This window comes from Anaerofilum hominis (genome assembly GCF_014287275.1).
GTDB lineage: Bacteria > Bacillota > Clostridia > Oscillospirales > Ruminococcaceae > Pygmaiobacter > Pygmaiobacter hominis.
In genome coordinates, this window is sequence record NZ_JACONZ010000003.1 from 365,361 (window position 1) to 389,700 (window position 24,340).

22 protein-coding genes are annotated in these 24,340 nt (G+C 59.5%); 12 read left to right on the forward strand and 10 right to left on the reverse strand.

Features of this window, described 5'->3' with window-relative positions; genetic code table 11:
* Positions 1-389 precede the first annotated feature (389 nt).
* Positions 390-3,554 carry an AAA family ATPase gene (locus H8S23_RS10190; RefSeq protein WP_341479918.1) on the reverse strand — a complete coding sequence of 1,055 codons (3,165 nt, stop codon included), beginning with the start codon at positions 3,552-3,554 and terminating at the stop codon, positions 390-392.
* A complete protein-coding gene (locus H8S23_RS10195; RefSeq protein WP_186888235.1) occupies positions 3,551-4,690 on the reverse strand; it encodes an exonuclease SbcCD subunit D in 1,140 nt (379 codons plus the stop codon). Before H8S23_RS10195 ends, H8S23_RS10190 begins: the two co-directional genes overlap by 4 nt.
* 329 nt (positions 4,691-5,019) lie before the next feature.
* Between H8S23_RS10195 and H8S23_RS10200 the strand changes: the two genes are divergently transcribed.
* From H8S23_RS10200 to H8S23_RS10210, 3 genes are all read left to right on the forward strand, one after another.
* Positions 5,020-5,346, forward strand: a complete 327-nt coding sequence (locus tag H8S23_RS10200; RefSeq protein WP_186888236.1) for a hypothetical protein — start codon at positions 5,020-5,022, stop codon at positions 5,344-5,346.
* Positions 5,347-5,905: 559 nt separating this feature from the next.
* A complete protein-coding gene (locus tag H8S23_RS10205) occupies positions 5,906-6,778 on the forward strand; it encodes a peptidoglycan-binding domain-containing protein (RefSeq protein ID WP_186888237.1) in 873 nt (290 codons plus the stop codon).
* 641 nt (positions 6,779-7,419) lie between these two features.
* Complete coding sequence (locus tag H8S23_RS10210; protein ID WP_186888238.1) at positions 7,420-8,190, forward strand: nucleotidyltransferase domain-containing protein; 771 nt, start codon at positions 7,420-7,422, stop codon at positions 8,188-8,190.
* Positions 8,191-8,305: 115 nt separating this feature from the next.
* Here the strand turns inward: H8S23_RS10210 and H8S23_RS10215 are convergent, their stop codons facing one another.
* From H8S23_RS10215 to H8S23_RS10225, 3 genes are read right to left on the reverse strand one after another with little or no spacing between them, the layout of a single operon-like run.
* Positions 8,306-8,713, reverse strand: a complete 408-nt coding sequence (locus H8S23_RS10215) for a hypothetical protein (protein ID WP_186888239.1) — start codon at positions 8,711-8,713, stop codon at positions 8,306-8,308.
* A gap of 2 nt (positions 8,714-8,715) precedes the next feature.
* Entirely contained in the window at positions 8,716-9,303 is a 588-nt protein-coding gene (locus H8S23_RS10220) for a DUF2812 domain-containing protein (RefSeq protein ID WP_186888240.1), read from the reverse strand.
* Complete coding sequence (locus tag H8S23_RS10225) at positions 9,300-9,623, reverse strand: PadR family transcriptional regulator (protein ID WP_186888241.1); 324 nt, start codon at positions 9,621-9,623, stop codon at positions 9,300-9,302. The genes H8S23_RS10220 and H8S23_RS10225 overlap by 4 nt, the downstream gene beginning before the upstream one ends.
* Before the next feature lie 263 nt (positions 9,624-9,886).
* Here H8S23_RS10225 and H8S23_RS10230 point away from each other — a divergent pair, with 263 nt between their 5' ends.
* Together H8S23_RS10230 and H8S23_RS10235 are read left to right on the forward strand one after the other, a co-directional pair.
* Positions 9,887-11,056, forward strand: coding sequence for a CobW family GTP-binding protein (locus tag H8S23_RS10230; RefSeq protein ID WP_186888242.1), 1,170 nt, complete (start codon positions 9,887-9,889; stop codon positions 11,054-11,056).
* A gap of 15 nt (positions 11,057-11,071) precedes the next feature.
* Complete coding sequence (locus tag H8S23_RS10235; RefSeq protein ID WP_186888243.1) at positions 11,072-12,010, forward strand: TIGR03943 family putative permease subunit; 939 nt, start codon at positions 11,072-11,074, stop codon at positions 12,008-12,010.
* Positions 12,011-12,444: 434 nt separating this feature from the next.
* Here H8S23_RS10235 and H8S23_RS10240 read toward each other — a convergent pair whose 3' ends face one another.
* From H8S23_RS10240 to H8S23_RS10260, 5 genes are all read right to left on the reverse strand, one after another.
* Complete coding sequence (locus H8S23_RS10240; protein ID WP_186888244.1) at positions 12,445-12,666, reverse strand: methylenetetrahydrofolate dehydrogenase; 222 nt, start codon at positions 12,664-12,666, stop codon at positions 12,445-12,447.
* Between the two features lie 135 nt (positions 12,667-12,801).
* Positions 12,802-13,908 (reverse strand): isocitrate/isopropylmalate family dehydrogenase, encoded by a 1,107-nt coding sequence (locus tag H8S23_RS10245; protein WP_186888245.1) that lies wholly within the window; start codon positions 13,906-13,908, stop codon positions 12,802-12,804.
* A gap of 355 nt (positions 13,909-14,263) precedes the next feature.
* A complete protein-coding gene (locus H8S23_RS10250; protein WP_186888246.1) occupies positions 14,264-14,698 on the reverse strand; it encodes a DUF2871 family protein in 435 nt (144 codons plus the stop codon).
* Entirely contained in the window at positions 14,695-15,363 is a 669-nt protein-coding gene (locus H8S23_RS10255; protein WP_186888247.1) for a hypothetical protein, read from the reverse strand. The genes H8S23_RS10250 and H8S23_RS10255 overlap by 4 nt, the downstream gene beginning before the upstream one ends.
* A 571-nt stretch (positions 15,364-15,934) precedes the next feature.
* Complete coding sequence (locus H8S23_RS10260; protein ID WP_186888248.1) at positions 15,935-16,486, reverse strand: TetR/AcrR family transcriptional regulator; 552 nt, start codon at positions 16,484-16,486, stop codon at positions 15,935-15,937.
* A 185-nt stretch (positions 16,487-16,671) separates the two neighbouring features.
* Between H8S23_RS10260 and H8S23_RS10265 the strand changes: the two genes are divergently transcribed.
* The 7 genes from H8S23_RS10265 (at position 16,672) to H8S23_RS10295 (ending at position 24,152) form a co-directional block, all read left to right on the forward strand.
* Positions 16,672-17,682, forward strand: coding sequence for a LacI family DNA-binding transcriptional regulator (locus tag H8S23_RS10265; RefSeq protein ID WP_186888249.1), 1,011 nt, complete (start codon positions 16,672-16,674; stop codon positions 17,680-17,682).
* Positions 17,683-18,174: 492 nt separating this feature from the next.
* Complete coding sequence (locus tag H8S23_RS10270; protein WP_186888250.1) at positions 18,175-19,182, forward strand: sugar ABC transporter substrate-binding protein; 1,008 nt, start codon at positions 18,175-18,177, stop codon at positions 19,180-19,182.
* Positions 19,183-19,287: 105 nt separating this feature from the next.
* Positions 19,288-20,775: an ATP-binding cassette domain-containing protein gene (locus H8S23_RS10275; RefSeq protein WP_186888251.1), complete on the forward strand. Its 1,488-nt coding sequence runs from the start codon at positions 19,288-19,290 to the stop codon at positions 20,773-20,775.
* Positions 20,776-20,786: 11 nt separating this feature from the next.
* Positions 20,787-21,746, forward strand: coding sequence for an ABC transporter permease (locus H8S23_RS10280; RefSeq protein WP_186888252.1), 960 nt, complete (start codon positions 20,787-20,789; stop codon positions 21,744-21,746).
* Positions 21,747-21,772: 26 nt separating this feature from the next.
* Positions 21,773-22,465, forward strand: coding sequence for a D-allulose 6-phosphate 3-epimerase (gene alsE, locus H8S23_RS10285; RefSeq protein WP_186888253.1), 693 nt, complete (start codon positions 21,773-21,775; stop codon positions 22,463-22,465).
* The gene (gene alsK / locus H8S23_RS10290) at positions 22,462-23,394 is read left to right on the forward strand and encodes an allose kinase (protein WP_186888254.1); all 933 of its coding nucleotides are present in this window, start codon (positions 22,462-22,464) and stop codon (positions 23,392-23,394) included. Before alsE ends, alsK begins: the two co-directional genes overlap by 4 nt.
* A 2-nt stretch (positions 23,395-23,396) precedes the next feature.
* Positions 23,397-24,152, forward strand: coding sequence for an alpha/beta hydrolase (locus H8S23_RS10295; RefSeq protein ID WP_186888255.1), 756 nt, complete (start codon positions 23,397-23,399; stop codon positions 24,150-24,152).
* Positions 24,153-24,340: the final 188 nt, after the last annotated feature.

The window sequence follows — 24,340 nt, forward strand, 5'->3', positions numbered from 1 at the left end:
TACATCTCTAGATGTCCGCCGGTGAAATGCCCTTTCAGGGCTTGATCAGGCCTCCGGCTTAGCCGGAGGTCATGACTTTAAAAAAGGCGTTGGGTGGAGAGCCACCCCCCAAACGGTCAAAAAATAAAAGCCTGTGCCCGCCGGGGGGCCGTGCGGTCCCCACCCCGTCCTGGGTCCCACCCGGGTCCCGCCCTGGTTCCGGCCCCGGGTCCTGCCCTTAGCGCCACATCCCGGCCTCGCCCCTGGTCCCGTCCCGGCTTCCGGCCCACGGTCTACGGAGGCTGCTCCCGGCGCGGCCCTTTTGCGGGCGGCCGCCGCGGCAAACGGCTTGGGCAAGCTTTGAATGCGCGCTCCCGGGCTGCTGCCGCAGGTTTGGGAAGCGGAGCGCTTCACGGCCGGGCGGGCGCCGTCTCGATGCGGCTGCCGCCGGGGGTCTTGCGCACGGCGATCTGGTTCTCGATGCGCTGGCGCAGCTCGTCCACGTGGCTGATGATGCCCACCAGCCGGTCGGAGGAGGCCAGCGCCGTCAGCACCCCCACCGCCTGTTCCAGCGAGCCGGCATCCAGCGACCCGAAGCCCTCGTCGATGAACAGCGCGTCGATCTCCACGCCGCCCGCTGCGCTCTGGATCACATCCGACAGGCCCAGCGCCAGGCAGAGCGCGGCTTTGAAGGACTCGCCGCCGGACAGCGACTTTACCGAGCGCGCCTTGCCGGTATAGTGGTCGATGACCTCCAGATCCAGCGCGTTTTTGCCCGAGAGGTCGCTCAGATCGTCGCGGCGGCGCAGCTCGTATTGGCCGCCGGACATGCGGGAAAAACGGGCCGCGGCGGCGGCCACCACGTTGTCGAAGTAGGCCGCCTGCACGTATTTTTCAAAATCCAGCTTGGCCTTGCCGGCCAGAGTGCCGCAGGCGGTGTCCGCCAGCTGCTTTGCCGCCCCCGCGCGCTTTGCCGCCTCGCCGCTCTCCTGCAGGGCTTCCCGCATCTGCCGCGCCAGTTCCCGGTTCGCGGCAAGGCGGCTGTAGAGCGCACGCCCACGGGCGTCCGTCTGTTCCTTTTGCTGCGAAAGCGTTTCCCGGCGCGCCGCCAGCGCGGCGGGATCGGCTTTTTCAGGTCCCTGCAGGTCGGCTGCCAGCTGGGCCAGCGTCTCCTGCAGCGCCGCGCGCTGGCTGCGGGCGGCCTCCAGCGACTCCCGCAGTTTTTCCAGATCCGCGGGGGGCAGCAGGGCACCGGCATAGTCCTGCTCGTCCGCAAACCCCGCTTGAGACAGGGCGTCTTGCAGCCCTGCACGGGCGGCGGCAAGCGCCGCCTGCGCCCGGGCGAGCTCACCCCTGCGCTCGGCAAGCAGCCGGGCGTCCGCGGCCTGCCGCTGCTCTTCGGCGGCAAGAGCGGCGGAGGCGGCTTCTTTTGCCGCCTCTCTGCGGCTTGCCTCCCCGCGCAGGGCGGCAAGGCGGGCCTCCGCCGCGGCGCGGTCCGGCAGCGGCAGGCTGCCCAGCGCCGCGAGCCGGCCTTCCAGTTCCGCGGCGTCTGCGCGCAGCCGGGCGGCTGCGGCGCGCGCCTCCTCGCAGGCGGTGGCTGCGTGCAGACGCTGTTCCTCCAGGGCTTTGTGCTGTGCGTTGAGCGCGCTGAAAGCCTCGCTGTCGGCGGCCGCCGCAGCGGCGTCCGCTTCCGCGGCCCGCACGGCCCCGGCCAGACTGCCGGACAGCGCGGCGAGGGCGGCCCGCAGTTCTTTGCCCGGCGCATCCGCGCCGACGCTTACCCCCTGGGAGAGGAAAAACGGCAGTGCCGCCGCGTAGAGCTCGTCCCGCCGGGCCGCGGCGGCCGCTTTGGCCGCGCCCGCCTCCTGAGCCGCCTTTTGCCAGCCGGCGCGCGCTGTTTCCAGCCTGCCGCGCAGCGCCCGCAGCGCGGCTTCGTCCGGTGCGCCGCAAGGAGGGGCCGCGGGCGCGGGATGGTGTGTGGCGCCGCAGACCGGGCAGGGCGTTCCCTCGGCGAGGCCGGCGGCCAACAGCCCGGCCTGCGCTGAAAAAAACGCGCGCTCCTGCCGGTTGAACTCCTCCTGCAGGGCGGAAAAATCCGCGTCCTGCGCCGTGAAACGCTTTTGGGCTTCCTGCGCGGCGGCAAAAGCGGCGCGCACCCCCTCGAACCGGTCGGCAAGGCTCTGGGCTTCCCGCAGGGCGGCCTGCGCTTCCCGCAGGGCCGCCTGGCGTTCGGCCAGGCGCTGTTCGCAACCTGCCAGGCGCTCGCGGCGGTCCTCCAGCTCGGCCAGCCGCTGGGCAAGGGCCGCGGCCTTTGCGTCGGCGTCCGCTTCCTCCTTTTGCGCGCGGGCGGCGTCCGCCTGCAGCGCACCGCGCTGCTGCACAAGCGCCTCCCGCTGGGCGTAGCGGGGCAGCTCGGCCTCCAGCCGGGCGGCCTCGTCCCGCAGGGCGGCGCGCTGCGGCTCGTCCTGCTGCTGGGCGGCGTCGGCCCGGCGCAGGCGCTCCAGCGCCGCGGCGCCGTTTTGCAGGCCGTTTTCCAGCGCGGTGATCTTTTTCAGCAGGTCGTCGGCGGCCCGGGCCTCCCGCAGCGCCTGTTCCGCCGCCGGGAAGACCTTTTCCCGCGCGGCGCGCCCGCGCCGCAGCCGCAGCGCGTCCAGCCGCAGTTCGTCCCCTCTTGCATCCAGCGCTGCCAGCGCGTCCTGGGCCGCGTCTTTCCGGCGCAGCAGCTCCTGCCGGTGCAGCGCCCGCTGCTGGGCGGCGGCAAGGGCCAGCAGCTCTTCCCCCAGCGCGGCGGTCTCGCGCTGTGCCAGGGCATACAGGTCCTCGTCCTGCGCGTTTGACTGTTCCAGCAGGGACAGCATCTCCTCCGCCCGGCAGGGATCGCCCTCGGCGATCAGGGCTTCCCGCCGCGCGGCCAGCGCCTCGTCCGCAGGCGGCATGGAGGAGGCGAAGTACTGCACCAGCGCCCGGCCGCAGCGGTCAAACGCCTCGCGTTCATCCAGAGCGCGGCGGCGCAGCTCCTTTTGCAGGCGCTGGCAGGGCAGGGTGCCGAAGACCTGCCGCAAAATGGCGGCGCGGTCTTCGCTTTTGGTGTTGAGCAGCTTTAAAAATTCGCCCTGTGCGATCATCGAGATCTGTTTGAACTGGCTGTGGTCGATGCCCAGCAGCTCGCGCACCGCCGCGTCCACCCGCCGGGTGCCGGACAGCGCGCTGCCGTCCGGCAGGGTGAGCGAGGCGTCTCCCGGCTGCAGCAAAAAGCCATCGCCCCTCTTTTTGGGGCGCAGGTATTCCAGGTCGCGGCGCACCGTGTAGACCTGTCCCCGGTGGGAAAAGCGCAGCTCCACATAGGAGGGGGCGCCCGGTGCGGCAAAATCGCTGCGCAGGCCGCCCGCCTCCCGGTATTCGCCGCTGGCCTCGCCGTAGAGCGCATAGGAGATGGCATCGAACAGAGTGGTCTTGCCCGCGCCGGTGTCTCCGGTGATCAAAAACAGCCCGCGGCCGCCGAAAGCGGAAAAATCGACCTCCTCCCGGCCCGCGTAGGGGCCGAAAGCGGAAAGGGTCAGCTGGATGGGTTTCAGGGCTCGTCACCTCCGCTGGCGCGCAGCGCCGCCGCAAACAGCTCCCGCTGGCTGTCCGACATGCCGCCGCCGTTCATCAATTCAAAAAATTCGTCAAACAGCTGGGGCACGCTTTTGCGCTCCACCTCCGCAGCGGCGGTCTGGCCGCCCGCGGCGCGGGTGCGCCGGTTGTCGAAGTCCAGCTTCATCAGGTTGGGGTAGACCGCCCGCACCCGGCCCACCGCGTCCATCAGCTCCTCCTCGTCGGTGAGGGTGACATGCATGTAATCGTCGGGGTCGGCGACGTTGGCCGGGTCCAGCAGGACCTGCAGCGGGCCGCGTACCTCGCGCAGGTCGTGCAGCGGCTGCAGGGGCAGCAGTTCCAGCGACAGGCTGCCCGGCGCGCCCAGCGTGATCAGGGGCGCGCTTTTGTGATGGCGCGCCTCGGAAAAGGAGTATTTCAACGGCGAGCCCGCATAGCGCACCGTCTCCCGGCCGATGCGCTGCGGGCCGTGCAGATGGCCCAGCGCCACATAGTCGTAGCCGTCAAAGCGGGCCGCGTCCACATTGTCCGCCCCGCCCACCGGCGCGATCTCAGAGTCGCACAGCGACGGGGCCGCGCCGCCCGCAGTGACGAACTGATGGGCGACAAGCACGTTGCGCCGCCCGGAGAGAGGCGGCAGAGCGGCCAGGGCTGCGGCCGCCGCCTCGTCGGCGTTTTTGGGGCGCTCGTCCGCAAAAGGGGCCAGGACCGCCGGTTTGACAAAGGGCAGCAGCGTAAAGTCCACCGGGCCCCACTCATCCTCCAGCGTGATCCGCAGCGGCGCGCCGCCGTACTCGCCCGCGATGTAGACCCCGCTGTCGCACAGCAGGCCGCTGGCAAAAGAGAGCCGCTCGGGCGAGTCGTGGTTGCCGCTCACCGCAAGCACCTTGTGCCCGGCCCGGGTCAGGGCGGTGAGGAACCAGTCCAGCAGCTCCACCGCTTCCGCCGGCGGCACCGGCTTGTCGTACAGATCTCCGGCCAGAAGTACCGCGTCGACGGCGTGCCGGTCCGCCAGGGCAAGCGCCTGTTCCAGCACATGGCGCTGGTCGGCCAGCAGGCTGAACTCGTTTACCCGTTTGCCGAGGTGCAGATCGGCCAGATGCAGCAGTTTCATGGATGCGCCCCCTTTGCGCGGGGCGGGCCCCGCGGTGAGAAGTAGTGTTTGGCCCTGCCAAAAGAGAGGCGGGGACCGGGAAGCAGGCGGCCGCAGGGCGTGCCGGTGCGCACGCGTCGCCTTTTTGGGCCGGTGCAACAGGCGGGCCGCAGCCCCGCGCCCTTTTGGCACGACGGGCAGGATATCCCCATTATAGCGAAAAACGGCAGTAAAAGCCACTTTATCTCTTTGAAAAAATATGGTATACTGAGGGGCACCGAGAGAAATGCGCCCGGCGGTCCGGGCACGGAATAACAGGCGCGCGCCGCGCGCCGTGCAGGAGGTTCAGGATGAAATTCAGGACATTGGTCGCGATCGCCGCGGCCGCCGCCGCTTCCGCCGTTGCCTGGAAGATGGTGAAAGACGCCCGCAGCGAAGAGGACGACATCACCTTGGAACTGGCCGGAGACCAGGTGCGGGAAGCGCAGGATGAACAGGAACAGCCCGGCGCCGCAGGGGACGAAGAAAGGGCTGCCGGCCCGCAGGCGGAAGAGCCCGCGCCGGAGGCTGCCCCCGCCCCGGAGGAGAGCGCTGCCTCCCAGCCTGCCGACCCCGCGTCCATTGCCAGCGCCGAGGACTTTTCCGGCGACTGGGAGGATATCGGCTGCAAGGGATAAAAACGGCAGGCGGCAGGAAGAGAAGCTGTCCCGAACAGTCTTTGTGATTTTGAAAAGCGCGGGCCCCGCAGCCGGGATCCGCGCTTTTTTTGCGCCCCGCGAAGAGGATGGCTCTGCTGCCGGCGGCAGGGCGCGCGGCACTTTTCACCGCGCCCTCTTTTTTGGAAAAGCGGGGAGGGGGCGCGTTTTGCGCCTTGTTTTTGCCGGGGTTAAGGGCCGCTTTTTGCGGCTGTTTTTTCTGTGCTGTCCGCCCCGGTGCGGGGACACCCGGACAAGCGGCCTTTCCCTTTTTTGACCGCCGGAAGCGGGCTCCCCTGCGCTTGTGCGGGCAAAGCAGAAGTTCCCGGGGATGTGCGCGATGCGTCGCCAGCGGGCGCCGGGGCGCTCCAGATGCTTCATAATAAAGTTCTCCCCAGCTGCGCGCGATGCGCCGCCCGCGTAACCCAGCCGGGCCGGCGCGCATAGGATGGCGGGATGGGGAGAGGGGCGCGCAGCGGCCCGGCAGGGGGCCGCCGCGTGCGATTCTGCGTTTGGCCCTCCCCAAAAGGAGGAGAACGAAATGTCAGAACTGGAACGCGCCGGCCTCTTTGCCCTCGAACCGGCCTTTGCATCCGACCCGCGTCCCACGGTGGACCCGCCCTATCCCGGAAAGCTGCTGCGGATGGGCTCGTCCGGGCCAGAGACTGCGCTGATACAGCGCTGTCTGGAGGGGATCCGCACCGGGCGCTACCCCGAGCTGGCCCCTCTCTCGCCGGACGGCGTCTTTGGGCAAAAGACCCGCACCGCGGTGCAGCAGTATCAGGCGCTGGCAGGGTTAGCCGCCGACGGCATCGTGGGGCCGGACAGCTGGAACTCCATCGTCACCACCTATAACGCGCTCTACCCCGAGGGGGACGGCCGCTGGCCCGGCAGCACGCTGCACCCGGGCAGCCGCGGGCCGGACGTGGTGCGCATGCAGCAGAAGCTGAACTATCTGGCCAATCTCTACACCGCCATCAACCGGCAGACGGTGGACGGGGCGTACGGCTCCAGGATGGAGGCGGCAGTGCGCCGCTTTCAGGCCCAGTTCGGCCTGACGGCAGACGGCGCCGTGGGCCGCGCCACCTGGGAGCGCATCACCAGCGTGCAGGCGAACGCCGAACGGGGAGAGCCGGACGGCGTGCTGCCCCGTTATCCCGGCCGCCCGCTGCGGCGCGGGGACAAAGGCGACGGCGTGCGCTTTTTGCAGAGTTATCTGAACGAGACCCTGCGCGCGGAGGACCCGGGGGTGTCCCAGGTGCGGGTGGACGGCAGCTTCGGCCCGGCGACCGAGGCGCTGGTAAAAAGCTTTCAGCGGCATTTCCGGCTGGCGGAGGACGGCGCGGCGGGCCGGGATACCTGGGGCGTGGCGGTTGCCGAGTTCAACCGCCTGGTCATGCGCGGCAGGGCCTGAGACAGGAGCCGGGCGCGCAGCGGACCGCGGCTTTTTTCGGCGGGACAGGGGTGGACAGGGAAGAGCAGACCGAGAAGATGAGACATGAAAGAGCGCAGGGCATGAAAGCCCGCTTTGGCACAAAACCGGCAAGGGCTTTTACAGGCGGGGGGCGGCCGGACGAACGCCGCTGCGGGACGCAGTTCAGCTTCTTTGCTGCGCTTGAGTGAGGGCTTCCCCTCTTGATTTTAAACTGAAAAAGCAGGCACCCACGGCTTTGGCGGGTGTCTGCTTTCATTTTGGCAGGCGCGGGAGGCATGGCATGAGGGAGGCGCTGAGCATGTATCTGTTGTGTCGGCGGTGCTCTTTAAAGGAATAGCCGCAGACTATTTTGGGGCTATCCGCCCGGTTGCCGCGCAGCGGCGAGGGCGGGGCCGGTCGGGACAAGAAATCGTATTTGTTTTGCGCTGTAAAAAAAGAACTGCACAATGGTCACTTTGTGATATGATGTAGGCAGCCATAGAATCGATCCATATGGATTTTTTGCAGCAGGCGCAGTTTGCTTTTGTTTTTCAGCGATCCGGCCGGTACGAGATCGATCTCTTTGAGTGCGGTAAGGCGGGTGCGGTGCACAGAAAATATCATGAGAAAGGGAAAATGATATGGACAGGGATCAATGGATATCAAATGAACTGGAACGCCTTGAAGAAGAATACGATATTAAGATTATTTATGCAGTGGAATCAGGCAGCCGCGCGTGGGGCTTTGCCTCCCCTGACAGCGATTATGATGTGAGATTTATCTATAAACGGCCCAAAGAGTGCTATTTAAAGCTGGAAAAAAGTCGTGATACGCTTGAATTCATGCTGCCGGACGATCTTGATCTGAGTGGATGGGATATTGATAAAGCGTTGAAATTGCTTCACGCTTCCAATCCGTCCCTGATCGAATGGATCAGATCTCCGATCGTTTACAAAACGACCCCCGATTTTGATCTGATCGCAAACCAGCTCGACCGTTATTTCTCCGTCAGAACAGGGGCCTATCATTACCTCAGCATGGCCAAAAATAATTATTCAACCTATTTTCGCGGAGATACGGTCAGCGTAAAAAAGTACTTTTATGTGCTGCGCCCGATCCTTGCCGCAAGATATATTCTGAAAACAAAAACGCCGCCCCCCGTGCCTTTTGACGAACTTGCACAAGCGGAGATGGAACAGGAGCTGCAGCCTTATATCGACGAGCTTCTTGCGGTCAAGAGGGCGGTAAAGGAAATGCATCCCATTCCGCGCGTAAAAACTGTGGATGAATACATTGAAGAAAATCTCAGACAGATCGAAACAGCGCTCTCTCATCTGCCCAGAGAAACGTCTCTTGCCTGGGGACCGCTGGACGAGCTGTTCTGCCGATTGATCGGCGTATGGGATAGATAAGGGCGGTCACCGTGTTTGTGGCAAAGCGGTAAAACAGCGGCTTTCCTGAAAGCGGGACGGGGACCGACGGGGGCGGGCCAGGCGCCCGGACCGATAACGGGCGCGGCCGGGCCTGCTACTCCACGGCCGCTATAGCGAAGCTGCCTTTGTGGTGATCCGCCTCAATAAGGACCACCACTTTACCCGATATTTTGACGTCAAAGGTTGAGGTCTCGATGGCGTCCTGCTCAAAAATAACAGTACCGTTTTTGTCCTTCATTTCAAGAGAAATGCTTCCGCTCTCTGTTACGATCTCCACGTGAAGCGTTTCGTGGGTGTCTTTGGGGCGGATGGTGTGTTTCAATTTTCCGTCCAGAGTGAGATAGCTTGCAGACCAGCTTCTCCATCCGTCCGTACCTGTGTACCCGATGCGGATCGCGCTTCTCATGGTGCCGATCCCCAGGAAATTCGCGGTTATGATCCACACCGCTACCGCCGCGGCGATCACCAGGGCTGATCTCAGGGCTTTCGGTTTGCGCTTCATGCTCACCACTCCTTTGTTTTCGCGTCCTGCTTGAATTTAAGGATCTGTATTTGATAGAGGAAAACGGGGATAAGGGCGATCGCGCCCAGCGTCAAAAGCAAAGCGGAACGTTGAACGAGCCCCAAAACGCCAAACAGAACGAACAGCATAAACCACGGATCGCGCAGATTGGCGCAATAGCCGGCTTTATCTTCGTAAGTGGTGTGAAGTTCAAAAGGTTTTCCATCCCTGCTTTTCTCGACGATCAAAAGCTCCCGGTTGAAAGTGGTGGCGTTTGAAGCGATGCGCCCGCCTTTTTCCGCCCACGGACGCCAGTGGACCTTTCCAACAGAGTAGTTGAGATTGATGTTCTTAAAAAACACTCTGTACCCCAGCTCTTCGAGAAGATCGTGATATTCTTTTGCTTTTTCTGCTGACTTTTCTGCGATGAAGTCAATGCGGTATTCCACTTCGCCGGGGCTGCATTTCTGAAACTCGTAAAGCAGCTTTTCGGTGCGGATCAGCCGGTAGCCCATCGCCGCCATTTTGTTGAGCCAATTTTCCTGCGCGCTCAACAGACCGCCAAAAAAGCGATAACATTTTTTGCTCATACGGCACCTCCGATTATTTCCGCGGCGACAGCTGCAAGTTCACGCAGCCTGTAAAGTTCCTTTTCTGCAATTTCTTTTCCGCGCTCTGTGATGCGGTACTCTTTTTTTCTGCCCTCCCTGCCGCCGCAGGGTTCGATCCATTTTTTCTCCAGCAAAGAGTTTAACGCGCCATATAGAGTGCCCGCCCCCAAGGAAAGCCGCCCGCCGGTCTTTTCTTCAATGAACTGCATCACAGCATATCCGTGTTTGGGCGCGTAGAGGGAAAGCAAAATATAGAAAGTCACTTCTGTAAGCGCGCCGCTTTTGGCGTTGTCCCGCATAGTCGGACCTCCTGTAGTACGGTTACTGTAATAATACTATATCACTAACCGTAATAAAAATCAAGGGGCATGCCGCCGCACCCCTCCCTGGCTCCTGATTTTGGGGGGAAGAGCGGATGCGGCCGCGCTTTAAGCTGGGCGCTCTTTTGCGACACGGAAGCCTTGACGGCGGGTATATAATGTAAGGGCGGAACGTGTGAGGGACAGGCAGTCTGCCGGGCCGCTGCGGCCGCAGTATTTGACAGAAAGACGGGAAGTTGCAAATGACAAAAATCGATATTTTCTCCGGTTTTCTCGGGGCCGGAAAGACGACCCTGATCAAAAAACTCATCAAGGAGGCTTTCAGCGGCGAAAAGCTGGTGCTCATCGAGAACGAGTTCGGCGAGATCGGCATCGACGGCGGCTTTCTTAAAGAGGCGGGCATCCAGATCACCGAGATGAACTCCGGCTGCATCTGCTGCAGCCTGGTGGGCGATTTCGGCAAGGCGCTGGAAAAGGTGCTGGAGCAGTACGCGCCCGACCGCATCCTCATCGAGCCCTCCGGCGTGGGCAAGCTGTCCGACGTCATCCGCGCCGTGCAGCGGGTAGGCGAGCACGCGGACATCCTGCTGAACAGCTTTACCACCGTGGCGGACGCCTCCAAGTGCCGCGTGTATATGAAAAACTTCGGCGAGTTTTACGACGACCAGATCAGCCACGCCAACACCATCATCCTCAGCCGCACCCAAAAGCTGGACGAGACCAAACTGGAAGCGGCGGCGGCCCTGCTGAAAGAGAAAAACGGCACCGCCACCATCATCACCACCCCCTGGGACGAGCTGGACGGCGGGCAGATCCTGGCGGCGATGGAGCGCCGCTCCACGCTGGAAGAGGAGCTGAAACTGCTGGTGGCTGAGGCGGAACACGAGCACGGCGAGTGCGACGACCCGGCGTGCAGCTGTCACGATCATGACCACGACCACGAGCATGAGCACGGGCACCACCACCACGACGGCGAGCGTGACGACCCGGCGTGCAGCTGTCACGATCACGACCATGACCACGAGCATGAGCACGCGCACCACCACGACGGCGAGTGCGATGACCCGGCGTGCAGCTGCCATGACCACGATCATGAGCACGGCCATGAGCACGGGCACCATCATCATCACGCGGACGAGGTGTTCACCAGCTGGGGCACCGAGACCCCGCGCAAGTACACCGACGCGGAGGTGCAGTTCGCGCTGGACGCCCTCTCCGACGCGGTGAGCTACGGCGTGGTGCTGCGGGCCAAGGGCATCCTGCCGGCAGCCGACGGCGGCTGGATCCACTTTGACTATGTGCCGGGCGAGAGCAGCGTGCGCCGCGGCGGCGCGGACGTGACCGGCCGCCTGTGTGTCATCGGCTCTAAGCTGGACGAGGAGAACCTCGCCGAGCTGTTCCGGCTGGCCTGAACGGGGGGTGACAAGATGATCCCGCTCTATCTGTTCACCGGTTTTCTGGACAGCGGCAAGACCAGTTTTATTCAGGAAACGCTGGCCGACCCGCGCTTTTCCTCCGGCGAAAAAACGCTGCTGCTGCTCTGTGAAGAGGGCGAGGCGGAATATGCGCCGGACAAGTTTGCGGGGGGCAATGTGACCATTGAGACCATCTCCTCGCCGGAGGAGATGACCGCCGAATACCTGCGCAACCTGACTGCGAAGCATCACAGCGACCGGGTGCTGCTGGAGTATAACGGCATGTGGCCCATGTCGGTGCTGGTGACCCATATGCCGAAAAACTGGCAGCTCTATCAGCACATCATGCTGGCCGACGCCGCCACTTTTGAGATGTACAACGCCAATATGCGCAGCTTGGTGGTGGAGCGGTTGTCCAGCGCCGAGATGGTGCTGTTCAACCGCTGCGGCGCGGACACCGACAAGATGGCCCTGCACAGGATCGTGCGCGGATCCAACCGGCGCAGCGAGATCGCCTACGAGTATGAAAACGGCAGTGTGGATTATGACGAGATCGAGGACCCGCTGCCCTTTGACCTGGACGCCGATCCCGTGGAAGTGAAAGACGATGATTTTGGGCTGTGGTATATGGACATCACCGACGACCCGCAGAAATACGCGGGCAAGCGGGTGCGCTTTTTGGCCCAGGTGGCCCAGTCGCCCCGGGTGCCGAAAGGGGCTTTTGCGCCCGGCCGCTTCGTGATGACCTGCTGTGTGGAGGATATCACCTTTGTGGGGCTGGTCTGCAAGTACGAGAAAGCGGCTAGCCTGAAAAACCGCGACTGGGTGACCGTGACCGCGCGGGTAAAGATCGAGTACGCCGCCATCTATGGCGGCAAGGGGCCGGTGCTGGTGGCCGAGACGGTCGAGCCGGCGGCAAAGCCGGAGCAGGAAGTGGTCTATTTCAGCTGAGCGGCGGTGCGGCTCTGCGGGCGGGGCTCCCGTATCCCGGCGCGGCAGGGCGCAGCAGGCTGCTGCCGAACAGCGCAGACGAAGATCAGAATAAAAACAGAGAGGCGCTCTCCGCCGGCCGGTTTGGCCGCGGGAGCGCCTCTCTGTTTGTGCTGCAGGGGAGCTTATACGGTGCGCGCGCTTTTGCCCTCGCGCAGGGGGACCCGCGTCCCCGGGCAGGGGACGCAAAGGCGCGCAGGGCCCGGCGGCCCTTTTGTGCGCGGCCCGCCGCACAGCAAAAAGGCGGAGCGGCACGGCGGAAAAGGGCCTGCCGCGTCCGGAAGCAGGCGTTTCCCCGTATTTTGGGCCGCCCCGAAAAGCGCGGGAACGGGGCAAAAGGCGTTCCCTCTGGCCCGGCGCGCTTCCGCGCCTGGGCAGGCCTTTTGGGGCGGAGGTCACCGCTCCTCGATGGTGTAGGTGAATTTATACTCCTGCTGCAGCGCTTTTACCTTGTCCTCATTGTCCTCGATAAAGGTCTCGGTGTAGACCGATTTTCCCTGCTTTTGATACTCCTTGACGATCTGGTTGAGCTTGTCCCAGCATTCCTGATGGCGGGGTTCCTCTTTTTCGTCAAGGGAGATAACGAACTCGCGGTGTTTGGGGATACGTGCTTTCATGGTTCCGGCTCCTCACCCGGCGGGCCGCTCAAGACGGCCGCGCCCGTATTGTTTTTCTGCTGTTTCAGTATACGGCATCCGCCGCGGTTTGACAAGCGCCGCCGCTTTTTTGCCCGGCGCGCCCCGGGGCGCGCGTCACAGCTCGGCCGCGCCGGCAACCTTGCGGTGCAGCGGCGCAAAGCCGTCGCCCGCGGCCTTGACGCTGCGGGCCACCTTGCGGTAGAGGGCGGGGCTGGTGAGCGCCGCCGCGATCAGATCGCCGAAGCGATCGCAGCTCACCAGGCGGCAGCGCGGGGTGAGGATGTCCACTGTGCGGTAGCCGTCGTCCAGTACCTTCTGCACGGCGGCCTCGATGGCGGCGCACTCGTCGGCCATGCCGAAAGCGTATTTCATCATCAGCGCCCCGGCGTAGACGGCGCCCACCGGGTTTGCCAGGTTTTGGCCCGCCATGTCCGGCGAGGGGCCCAGCACCGGGTGGTAAAGGCCCTTGCTGCCGTTGCTGAGCATGGCGCAGGACATCATGCCCGCGCTGCCGGTGAGGCCTGCGGCCTCGCCCGCCAGCACCTCGCCGCAGGGTCCGTCGGCCAGGATAACGTCAAAGCGGGCCGGGTCGCGCAGCAGCTGCGCAGCGGCTGCGGAGGCCCCCAGCGTGGAAAAGGCCACCCGCGGGAAGCCCGCAGCCGTCTGCTGCACCACCTGCCGCCAGAGCCGGTTGCACTCGGGCGCGCTCGGCTGCTCCACAAAGACCAGGCCGCCCCGGCGCATCTCGGAGGTGCGAAAAGCGATGCTCGCCACCCGCAGGGCCTCGCTCTCCACACAGTGCAGCACGTCCTGCGCCCGGCCGTCGTCCGCCGGAGCCGGGCCGTACCGACTTGCGGCAGCGCCTGTCAGCGCCTGCACCAGCATCAGGTCGATATCCCTGCTGACCAGCGCCGGCGCCAGGGGGCTGGCGCCGGCCAGCTGCGGGTAGAGCAGCGCGGGACGCATGCTGGCCTGCAGGTGCATCTCGCCGATGAGCTGGCGGATGCCGGCGCCGGTGCCAACGCCGGCCAGCACGCTGTCAGCGGACAGGCAGATGGCCAGATTTTCTGCGTCCAGCGGCGCGTCTTCGCCCCCCATGACCTCGATAAACTCAAACCGGTGCCCAAAGCGGGCAGCGGCTGAGCGCAGCACCTTGTCGGCCTCGGCCAGAACCTCGGCGCCGATGCCGCTGCCGGGCAGCAATGCGATCTTTTTTTCCATGATGCGAAACCACCTTTCCTCTGATGAAAACCGGGCAGAGGAACCAAAAAACGCCCCGTCTGCCGCCGAAAGGCGAGAGACGAAGCGTTTGCTCCGCGGTACCACTCTCATTGCCGCGCAAAAGGCGCAGCCGCTCACCCCGTCCAACAACGGGCGCCCCGATAACGGCGGGCCGGCCGGCACAGCCTACCGCCCCAGAGGGTTTCAGCCTGCTGCTCACAGGGGATAGTCTTGCGGGGCCGCCGCCATCTCGCACCACCCGATGGCTCTCTGAAGAACGTCCGTGCCGCAGACCGTGATCCTGTTCTCTGCATTTCTTGTTTATCTGTAAGTCTAGCGTGTACCGCCGGCCTTGTCAAGAAAAACTTTTTTCCTCCACGGCGGCCGCGGCGCGGCGCAAACAGACAAACAGCAGCACCAGCCCCGCGCCCAGCAGGATGTGCCCCACCCCCGCCGCGCCGGAGAGCGCGGCGTCTGCGGCGGAGGACAGCGGCGTGCCCAGCACCTGCAGGACGCCGCGCGCAAGCAGGGCGGCGGCGGTCAAGGGCAGGCTGGCGTTGTAGAGGCGGAAGAACAGCCGGTAGGGCCTCTGCTCCCGCACAGGGAGCCGTGCGCAGAGGGCGGCCAGCACCAGAAAAAGCCCGCAGCCCAGAAGAAACAGATGGGTGTGTACCAGCCCCAGCGCCGTGCGGCCGGTAAAGCCGTTCAGGCGGGTGAACTCGCGGTAGAACACGCCTCCGGCCAGCGCGGCAAGCGCGTATCCAAAGGACAGGTCCAGCATTTTTTTCATTTTTTCTGCGCCCTTTTCATATCAAAATACCCGATCAGTACCGTCCAGACATAGGCGCAGGTCTTGGGGATCATCAGCATGCCCACCAGCGGCGCGCTGTCCGCCCAGAGGACCACCGGGATATAGAAAGCAAAGCTGAGCACGATGGTCAGCCACATGAAGCGATAGGCGCGGTCACCCGCGCGGCGCGCTTCCCGGTAAAACAGCACGATCACCAGCAGGCCCAGCAGCGCAAAAGGGATATTGCGCCAGATCGCCCAGGAGAGCGGCGCGTCGGCGGAGAGCCATTCGTTCTGCGGGAACAGGCAGAGCGCCGCCCGCGCCGCTGCCAGCAGCCAGACCGCGGCGGTGAGGCCGTTTTTGCCCTGCACCCGGTAGCGCAGCCGCCAGACATAGTACAGCAGCACATAAAAGGCGGTCATCGTCACCGAGGTGATCAGCTTGCCCGCGCCGAGAGCGGCGGTGTAGCTGTCCAGCCCGGTGGTGCACAGGGCCAGGGCCCGGGGAACCAGGTGGAACGCGTCTCCCGCGCCCAGCGTCACAGCCATGATGCCGAACAGAAGAAACTGCCGGTCGCCCCGGCTTTTGCGGATCATCGTCACCCCCAGCGTCAGTACGGTGGCAAGGTAAGCGGCATCGAACAGGGTCTCCACGATCGCTTGCATTGAAACATCATCCTTTCGGTTTTGAATGGAGATAGAAAATAGCCGCAGGCTGTTTTTGGGCAGCCGTGTGACCTGTCCCCAGGTCGCGGCGAATAAAGAACAACAGCTTTGGCCCGGCGTCTCCGCCCGGGCGGAAAGAGGATGCCGCACAGGGAAAGCGCCGGCGCGTTTTCCATCCCCGTTCCGGCCGCGCAGAAGTGAGGAGGCAGGCTTTTCGGGGCAAAAGGGGAAATGGCGGGCTCGGGAAAACGGCTTTTCCGAAAGCGCGGGCCCGCGGCCGCACGGAGGGAGGGCGCTGCCCGCACCCGCCTCCGCAGCGATCAGGCTGAGCCGGGGAGCCCTGGGGGACGGTGCTCCCGGCGCTTTCCCTGAGGAACTGTCGGGGACAAGGCAGACTCAAGGTGAACATTGTTCATTTTAGGGCGGAACGTCCGCCCGCTGTCCGGCGGGCGTCCAGAGGGGGAACAGGGAGAGGAGAACGCATTTTTTCCGCTTTTGATAACACCGTCCGGGGAAACGGAGGAAAGAGCCGGCAAAGCGGAAAGAGGGGCAGGGCGCGGGGCGGGAGCGCTCAGCAGACCGCGCGGCGGATCAGCGCCTCCAGGAACGCGCTGCAGTCGGTCCCCCGCAGCAGGTCGGCGCGCAGCTGGTCGAACACGAACGACGCAAAGGCCTGCGGCGTAAAGCGATCGTCCCATACGTCGCGGCGCACGGCCGGGTCGGACAGCAGGGCCTGCAGCAGCGCCTTTTCCACATGGACGGAATACTCCCGCATGGCCGCCCGGCCGGCCGCCTTGTCGGCGATCACCGTCATATGACGGGCAAAAAAGCCCGGATAGGCTGCGGCGGCCCTGCGGATGCCCTCTGCGAGGCGGGCGGTCAGGCCGAGAAGATCTCCCTCCGGCCCGCCGCACAGGCAGGGGTGAAAGATCTCCTGCCACACCTGAGAGACCACGGCAATGGTGAGGTCCGCCTTGGTGGGAAAATAGTTGTACACCGACCCCACCGCGATGCCGCAGCGCTGCGCCACCGCCCGCATGCTCAGCGCGCCCGCCCCCGGGGCCAGCGCCAGTTCCCGCGCTGCGCGCAGGATATCCTCCCGCGAGATGACCGGCGTATTCAACGGCAGCGCCTCCTTTTCAAAAATGAACAATGTTCATTATAGGCTTATGCTTTTATTTTGTCAAGAGAAAAAGGAGAGCCGACGGCACTTGCAAAACAGGAAAGGTGCAAGTATACTAAAAATGCCATGAAATTCCACCTGCTGACCGGAGGGCCAAAACGCAGGGGAAGCGGGGAGAGGAAGAGTTGGAAAAGGCAAAAAGCATCAAGGAGATTGCACAGTTGGCCGGTGTCTCCACGGCGACAGTGTCCCGGGTGATCAATCAGAACGGCAGGTTTTCCAAGGAGACGGAGGAGCGTGTGCGCCGTATCATTCGCCAGCAGGGGTATATGCCGAATATGAGTGCAAAAGGGTTGCGCACCAGCCGTACTCAGGTCATTGGAATCATTGTGCCGGACATTACGAACCCTCATTTTGCCGAACTGGTTCTTAACTTGGAAATGAATTTGTTCCAGCACGGATATTCCTGTCTGATCTGTAATACCAACGAATCAGAGGAACTGGAAAAAAAGCATATCCGCTCCCTGACGGCACAAAATGTGCGCGGGATCGTGCTTATTTCCGGCCTCCGCAATTATATCGAACTTTCAGGGACACCGGTGGTTTATCTGGATCGGCCGTCGCACAGCCGCAAAGAGCGCACTTCAGGCGTGATGATTGAATCCGACAATGAGACGGGAGGCTACCTTGCCACAAAGGAGCTGATCCGGGCTGGGTGCCGGCAGATCGCAATTCTGAAGTGCCTCAAAAATGATGACAACCAGCAAGCGCGCTACAAAGGCTTTCAGAGGGCACTGGTGGAGGAGGATCTGAGGGAGAATGAATTGTTGTGTATGGATACTGCGGCGGTCTCTGTAAAGGACGCGCGTGTAGCTGTAGCGCAGCTGGTGGCGGGAACAGCGCATTTTGACGGCATCATGTCCACCACCGATACTATGGCGGTGGGCGCTGTGATCGGGCTGCGGGAGAACGGTCTGGAAGTGCCGGGAGATGTGCTGGTGACCGGTTTTGATGATTGCCAGCTGGCGGCGGCCTGCGGGCCTGGCCTCACCAGCGTCCATCAGGACGTGCCGGGCATGTCCCGCCTCGCCACGGAACTGCTGCTGCAGATGATAGAGGGAAAGCAGCCGGAAAAAACCTACTACCGCCTGCCGGTGAGCCTGACGGTGCGGCGCTCCACCCAGCGGGAAAAATGAAAACGTCTTAGTTTTTTATGGGTGCGGGCAGCTGTTAAATTGGAATAACAGAAACATGTGTGAAAAAATGACGACAAAGTATGCGCGGGAAGTTGCAGCCCGTGTGCTTTGTCGTCATTTTTTGACCGGGAGGGACGTGAATCAAAACAGTCTGGCATCCGCCGTACGCCGCAGCTTGAAAAGAGATGAAAAGCTTTCCCTGACAGAGAAAAAATGTACGGGGATGTTTTTGCATGACCATAGAAATGAATTGCTTTACATACAGGGATAAAAGATCTTCCTGATTTTGGGAAAAAAGAGGAAACCTGCACAATTTGAGCAAACGATTACTCAACAATGCGTCAAAAATTAAAGCATGCTATTGACTTTTATTTGGAGAAACAGTATAGTTTAAGCGCAATGAGAAATCGATTACTCCAATAAATCGTTCATGTTCCGACCGCTCTGAGAGCAACGGAATAAAATACATTACATGAAAAGTGGAGGTAAAGTATGAAAAAGGCATTGTCATTGATCTTGACAGTTGTGTTGCTGGCAGGCGTGGCGACAGGCTGCGGTTCCGGCGGTGGGCAGAGCGGCAGCACGGCATCGGCGGGAAGCTCTGTTTCGGAACAGCAAACCAAACAGCAATGGGGCTTTATTTTTGAGCAGCTCACTAACCCTAATTACGTTACGATGAGCGGCGTGGCTTTAGATTATTGTAAGGAACTTGGAATAGAGCTTCAGATCGTTGATGGGGGCGAAAACAGCGACACCATTGTCAACGCCGCAGAAAATATGGCGACGATGGGATATCAGGTGATTTTGCTCAGCCCAATGGCGGTAGAGATTGCTGCAACCGCTGCGGAAGCAGCAAAGGCCATAAGCCCCGATATTATCGTTGTGAACAGCGCCATCCAATGTGACAGCTGTGATTTTACTTTGCTGCAGGATGATTATACGTCGGGCTATATCTCTGGTCAATATGCGGGCCAATATGCTTTGGACAACGGCTTAAAGCAGGCGCTTGTGCTGGGATATCCGCGCGACAAGGCCCTGATTGACAGAGAAGAGGGATTTATCAAAGGGATGGAAGAGACCGCGCCTGAGGTAGAAATCGTCAATGTGGATATGTCAAACTATGGCTTGGATGAGTTTACGGGCGCCTGTGAGAACCAGATGACCGCGCACCCCGACTGCCGCATCGTCTATGCGATCTCTGACGTTGTGATGAGTTATTTTTATGAGTCCCTGCAGGCTTCCGGACAGAACACTTCTGATTGGGCGCTGTATTCGGTCGACGGAACAAAAGACGCCGTAGGCTGGCTGTATGCAGAGAAAGGATACCGCGGCACCGCTGACACCGGCACATTGGAGATCCCCAAAGGTCTGATTGACGCCGCACTTGAATTACAGGAGGGCACGAGTGCTTCTGATATCTCAATCAGTTTGCCGGTAACCATGATCACCGGGGAGAATGTGGACGAATACGCAGAAAAAATTGGCTATGAAGCCGAGTGAGGGGCCAAAGGTACACAACATCCTTGAGTTCCAAAAGATGAGATGGAGCGGGCCGCATGTCCTGCGGGATATGCGGCCCGTCCTCTCTGAAAAGAAGGTGAAGGTGTGAACGATTTTATCAGCGTCAAAGGGATTACAAAGACATACCCCGGTGTACGCGCCTTGGACGATGTGTCGGTAGGATTTGCCCGAGGCGAGATCCATGCAATTATTGGGGAGAACGGGGCGGGAAAGTCCACTTTGATGAAAGTCCTTTCAGGAGCGATCCAACCCGATCAGGGAACAATCACAGTGGAAGGGCATGAATATAATGGATTGACACCGCGTCAATCCTTGGATCTGGGAATACAGGTCATTTATCAGGAATTAAATCAGATCGGTAATTTGTCGGTCATGGATAACGTGTTTATCGGCAGTCCACCGCATAAAGGCATTCTGGTGGATTTCAAAACGATGGAAGCAGAGACACGACGGATATTGGACCAATTGGGGATGGGCGCTATTTCTCCCAGAGACACAGTCGCTTCATTGACGCCGGGCTATCAGCAGATGGTAGAAATTGCAAAAGCGTTAACCAAAAAGGTAAAGCTGCTCATTCTCGACGAACCAACCTCTGCTTTGTCCACCGGGGAGGCTGATACACTTTTTGAGGTCGTTGAAAAGTTAAGCAGGAAAGGAGTTACCATCCTTTTTATCTCCCATCGGCTGGAGGAGATCTTCCGCATTGCCTCCCGCGTCACAGTCATGCGAGACGGAAAAATGATTACAACCCGGAAAGTGTCAGAGATAGACAGAACGGAACTCATTAATCTGATGGTGGGACGAGACTTTAATGAGGTGTTCCCAGTTTCCCACGCGTGTCCAGGGGAGACTCTTTTGGAAGTAAAACATATTTCTGGTCCAAGGTTTCATGACGTAAGTCTTTATGTGCGCAGGGGGGAGATCCTGGGACTGGCAGGGCTAGTGGGAGCCGGGCGCACTGAAACGATGCTGGGGATCTTTGGTGCGGCCAGGATCACCTCGGGCGAAGTGTGGATCAAGGGCAAGCAGAAAATTATGAAAAGCCCGCAGGATTCCATTCGTCATGGAGTGGCCTTTTTACCGGAAAACAGAAAGACACAAGGGCTGATCCTGTCTCTGCCGGTCAAAAACAACATTGACTTGCCGTCTTTGAAAAGGCTGTCCCGATGGTTTGTAATCGACAAAAAGGCAGACGACAGACTAGTGGAAAAGAGTATAGAAGAACTGGCGATCAAAACCCCCAGCAAAGATCAAGTCGTCGTCAATCTGTCCGGAGGAAACCAGCAAAAAGTCGTTGTGGCCAAATGGATGGGCATGGAGAGCGATATACTGATTTTTGACGAACCTACAAAAGGAATCGACGTCTCTTCCAAACAGGAGATATATAATCTTTTGTGCCAGCTGGCGGAGAAAGGAAAAGCTGTTATCTTAGTTTCTTCTGACATGGAAGAGATTATGGGAGTCTCAGACCGCATTGCTGTTTTCTATGAGGGTACGGTTTGGGGAGAACTGAAATCCCGGGACGAGTTTGACGAGAAAAAAATCATGCAATATGCGTCCGGAATAAAATAGCGGAGGCTAAAATGAAAGCACAAATTCAAAAAAGGAATATCAAAAATTTTTTGCAGAACAATGTCATCCTGCTTTTTTTGCTCTTGCTCTGCATCTTCTTTGCGGTGTCTTCTGATAAATTTTTAACAGCAAACAATCTTTTTCTGGTGATACGCCAAGTCTCTGTTTTAGGGGTAGCCAGTTTGGCCGCAGCCATTATTACTCTTTCTGGCGGTCTGGATATCTCAATCGGAAATCAGATGACTCTGTACGCGCTGGTGGCCGCTCATCTTATGGTCAACAGAAAGATGAGCATGGCGGTTGCGATCCCGGCTGCACTTTGTCTGAGCCTTGTTGTAGGATTTATCATTGGATATGTTATTAACAAATTCCAGATCAATCCTTTTGTTGCCACACTGGCGTTTTCCACTGTCTTTTCGGGAATATCGTTCGGTATTACCGGCGGATATCAGATCTCGCATTTTTCCGATGCTTTCAAATTTATTTCTCAAGGATATATCGGAGCTGTCCCTATGCCCGTTATTCTAATGCTGATCATATTGATCGCGGGAGCTTTTGTGTTGAATAAGACCTGTCTGGGACGCTATATCTACAGCGTGGGCGGAAATGAGGAAGCCTCGCGGTTATCCGGCATCAACACACAGAAAATCAAGGTGGGCGCCTATGTGGCGGGAGGCTTTTTGGCGGGGATCGCGGCGATCATGATGGCCGCCAGATTAAACTCGGTCAGTACAACTTGCGGCGACGGATATACTTTTGACGCCATGACCGCCATCATGCTGGGCGGCGTATCCGTGCGGGGAGGAAAGGGAAAAGTCTCGGGCATCCTTATTGGTATTCTGATCATTGGGGTCCTCAACAATGGACTCACCCTGATAGGCGTGGAATCTTTTATACAGAATATCGTCAAAGGTCTGATTATGCTGGCGGCGATCTGCTCCGATAGTGTGATCTATAGAAAACGCGGTTGAATTGATCCGCAAAGGAGGCAGGAAGTTTGAAAAGAGAATACCTATCACCTTCACTGATGTGTATGGATTTTCTTCACGCCGAAGAGCAGTTAAAAATTTTTGAAAAAAATTTTGACGCTCTGCATTTCGATATTATGGACGGGCACTTTTGTAAGAACCTCGCATTGTCGCCGGCCTTTCTCCGAGTGGTATCCAGCACCTGCAATCTGCCGGTGGATGCTCACCTCATGGCGACGAAGCCGGATGATTTTCTGGTCGATGCTGTGGCCGAAGCGGGAGCATCCTGCATATCGCTGCATGCGGAGACCATCAACCGCGATGGGTTCCGAATGATGAATAAAATAGAAAAACTGGGCTGCAAGAAAGGGCTGGTGCTGAACCCTTCCACTCCGCTGGATTGCATCAAATATCTTTTGGGGAGAATTGATCTTCTCACGGTAATGACGGTAGATGTTGGGTTTGCAGGGCAGAGTTTCATCTTTGAGATGTTAGATAAGATCAGAGAAGCACGCAGGATGCGGGAAGAGAACGGGTGGCACTATCTTATTCAGGTCGACGGCGGCTGCAGACAGGAATATTACCGAATGCTGCACGATGCCGGAGCGGAAGCGTATATTCTTGGCAATGCGGGACTTTTTTCTTTAGACCCCGATTTACAGATTGCTTGCAATAAAATGCGCCGACAGTTTTCCACGGCAATCGCAGGGGGAGAAGGATGAAAAAGAATTTCGTGATCGGTGTAGATATCGGGGGAACAAGAGTCCGGATGGGCTGTGTGGATGCCACATACCGATTGCAGAACACCCGGATGGCTTTTTGCAGCACTTTGTTCGGGACGGAAAACACAGTAGGGGCCGTATGCGATGTCCTGAAAAACTATATCAGGGATTTTAAGGGGAAATCAGATATTTTAGGGATTTCTATCGGGGTTCCCTCCACATTGAGCCGGGACAGAAAAACGATCATTTCGACCCCCAACATCCCGGGATTGGACAACATTCGCTTGGGGGAGATTGTAGAAAAAGAACTTGGGCTATCCACAATACTGGAACGAGATGTGAATTTTTTGCTTTACAATGATATTGAACGCTTGAAACTGGATACCTCGGGCACTGTGATAGGATGTTATGTGGGTACGGGTTTTGGCAATGCAGTAATGGTAGAAGGGAATCTTTTGATCGGCAAAAATGGAACGGCATGCGAACTGGGGCATATTCCAGTGCCCGGCAACGCGGAGCGATGCAGCTGCGGCAATTTCGGCTGCGTTGAGACGATTGCATCCGGCCGAAAGCTAAGTGAACTGCGGGACGCCTATCTGCCGGGAGCTGAAATGTGTGAGATGTTTTTAAAACATTATCCCACCTGCGGCTTTTTACGGGACTTTATTGATTATTTGTCTATCCCTGTGGCGACTGAGATCAATATTTTTGATCCGGATTACGTGATCCTGGGGGGAGGCGTTCTGGCGATGCCGGGCTTCCCAACGGGAGATTTTGAGAACAGTATCCGACGGCATGTCCGTAAGCCTGCCCCTGAAAAAGAACTGGAGATCGTTTATGCTTCGGATGATATCTACAACGGAGTGCGGGGAGCGGGTATCTACGGATTTAAAAAGTTGATGGCGCGGACTAAAAAGGAGGAGGAATAAAAATGTCTGTATTCACAGGGGAATTCACTTCGAAAGAGCTGAACCGCAATGTGGTTGTGCGCGTGGTTTATCCAGATAGTCCATTTGACCTGGAACAGCTGGATACCTGTCCCAAGACCATGTATCTTCTGCACGGATATACGGGCAGTTCCGGCGACTGGATTCGTTTTACAAGATTGGAATATTTTGCTCGGCTTTATAACTTTCATGTCGTGATGGCGGATGCGGGAAATAGCTTTTACAGCAATATGGTCTATGGGGGACAGTATCTGCACTTTTTTGGAGAGGAACTGCCCAGTGAGATCAACAAAAAATTTAAATTGCCTGAAAAAACTTTTATTTGCGGCCAGTCTATGGGAGGGCATGGATGCGTTAAAGTGGGCCTGAATTATCCTGACAACTACAAGGCGATCGGCTGCCTGTCCGGTGCAGTACGATTTCAGAGCATCGCAGAAAACCACCATGGAACTTCTGCACGGGATATCGGTGCAGTGCTGGGAGAGAACATGGAATTCAAAGAAGAAAACGACTGTTTTAAACTCGCGGAAAAGGCGATGGATACGGGAAAAAAACCATATCTGTTCCAGATCTGCGGTACAGAGGACTTTTTGTATGAGGACAATGTAAAATTTGACCTGCATTTAAAAGAAATCGGATATCCGCATGAATTTGTTGCAGCACCAGGGGCTCATCTGTGGAGTTTTTGGGAGCAACAGATGCCGGAGCTTATGAAAAAATTGTGCACTGGAAATTTTTAACTTTTGTGAGAGGCAGCTTTTCAGAAAGAACACAGCGATAACGGATATGGATGGACAGTATGGGAAATGATTTTGAAGAGTGGACCGATCCATGAGAGGCACGCCGTCATCGGCCCAGGTGCATAACGGGAGGGCCGGCGCCTTGCCGGCCAGGCAGGATGGAAAACAGAAATAAAAGACGCGTCTTT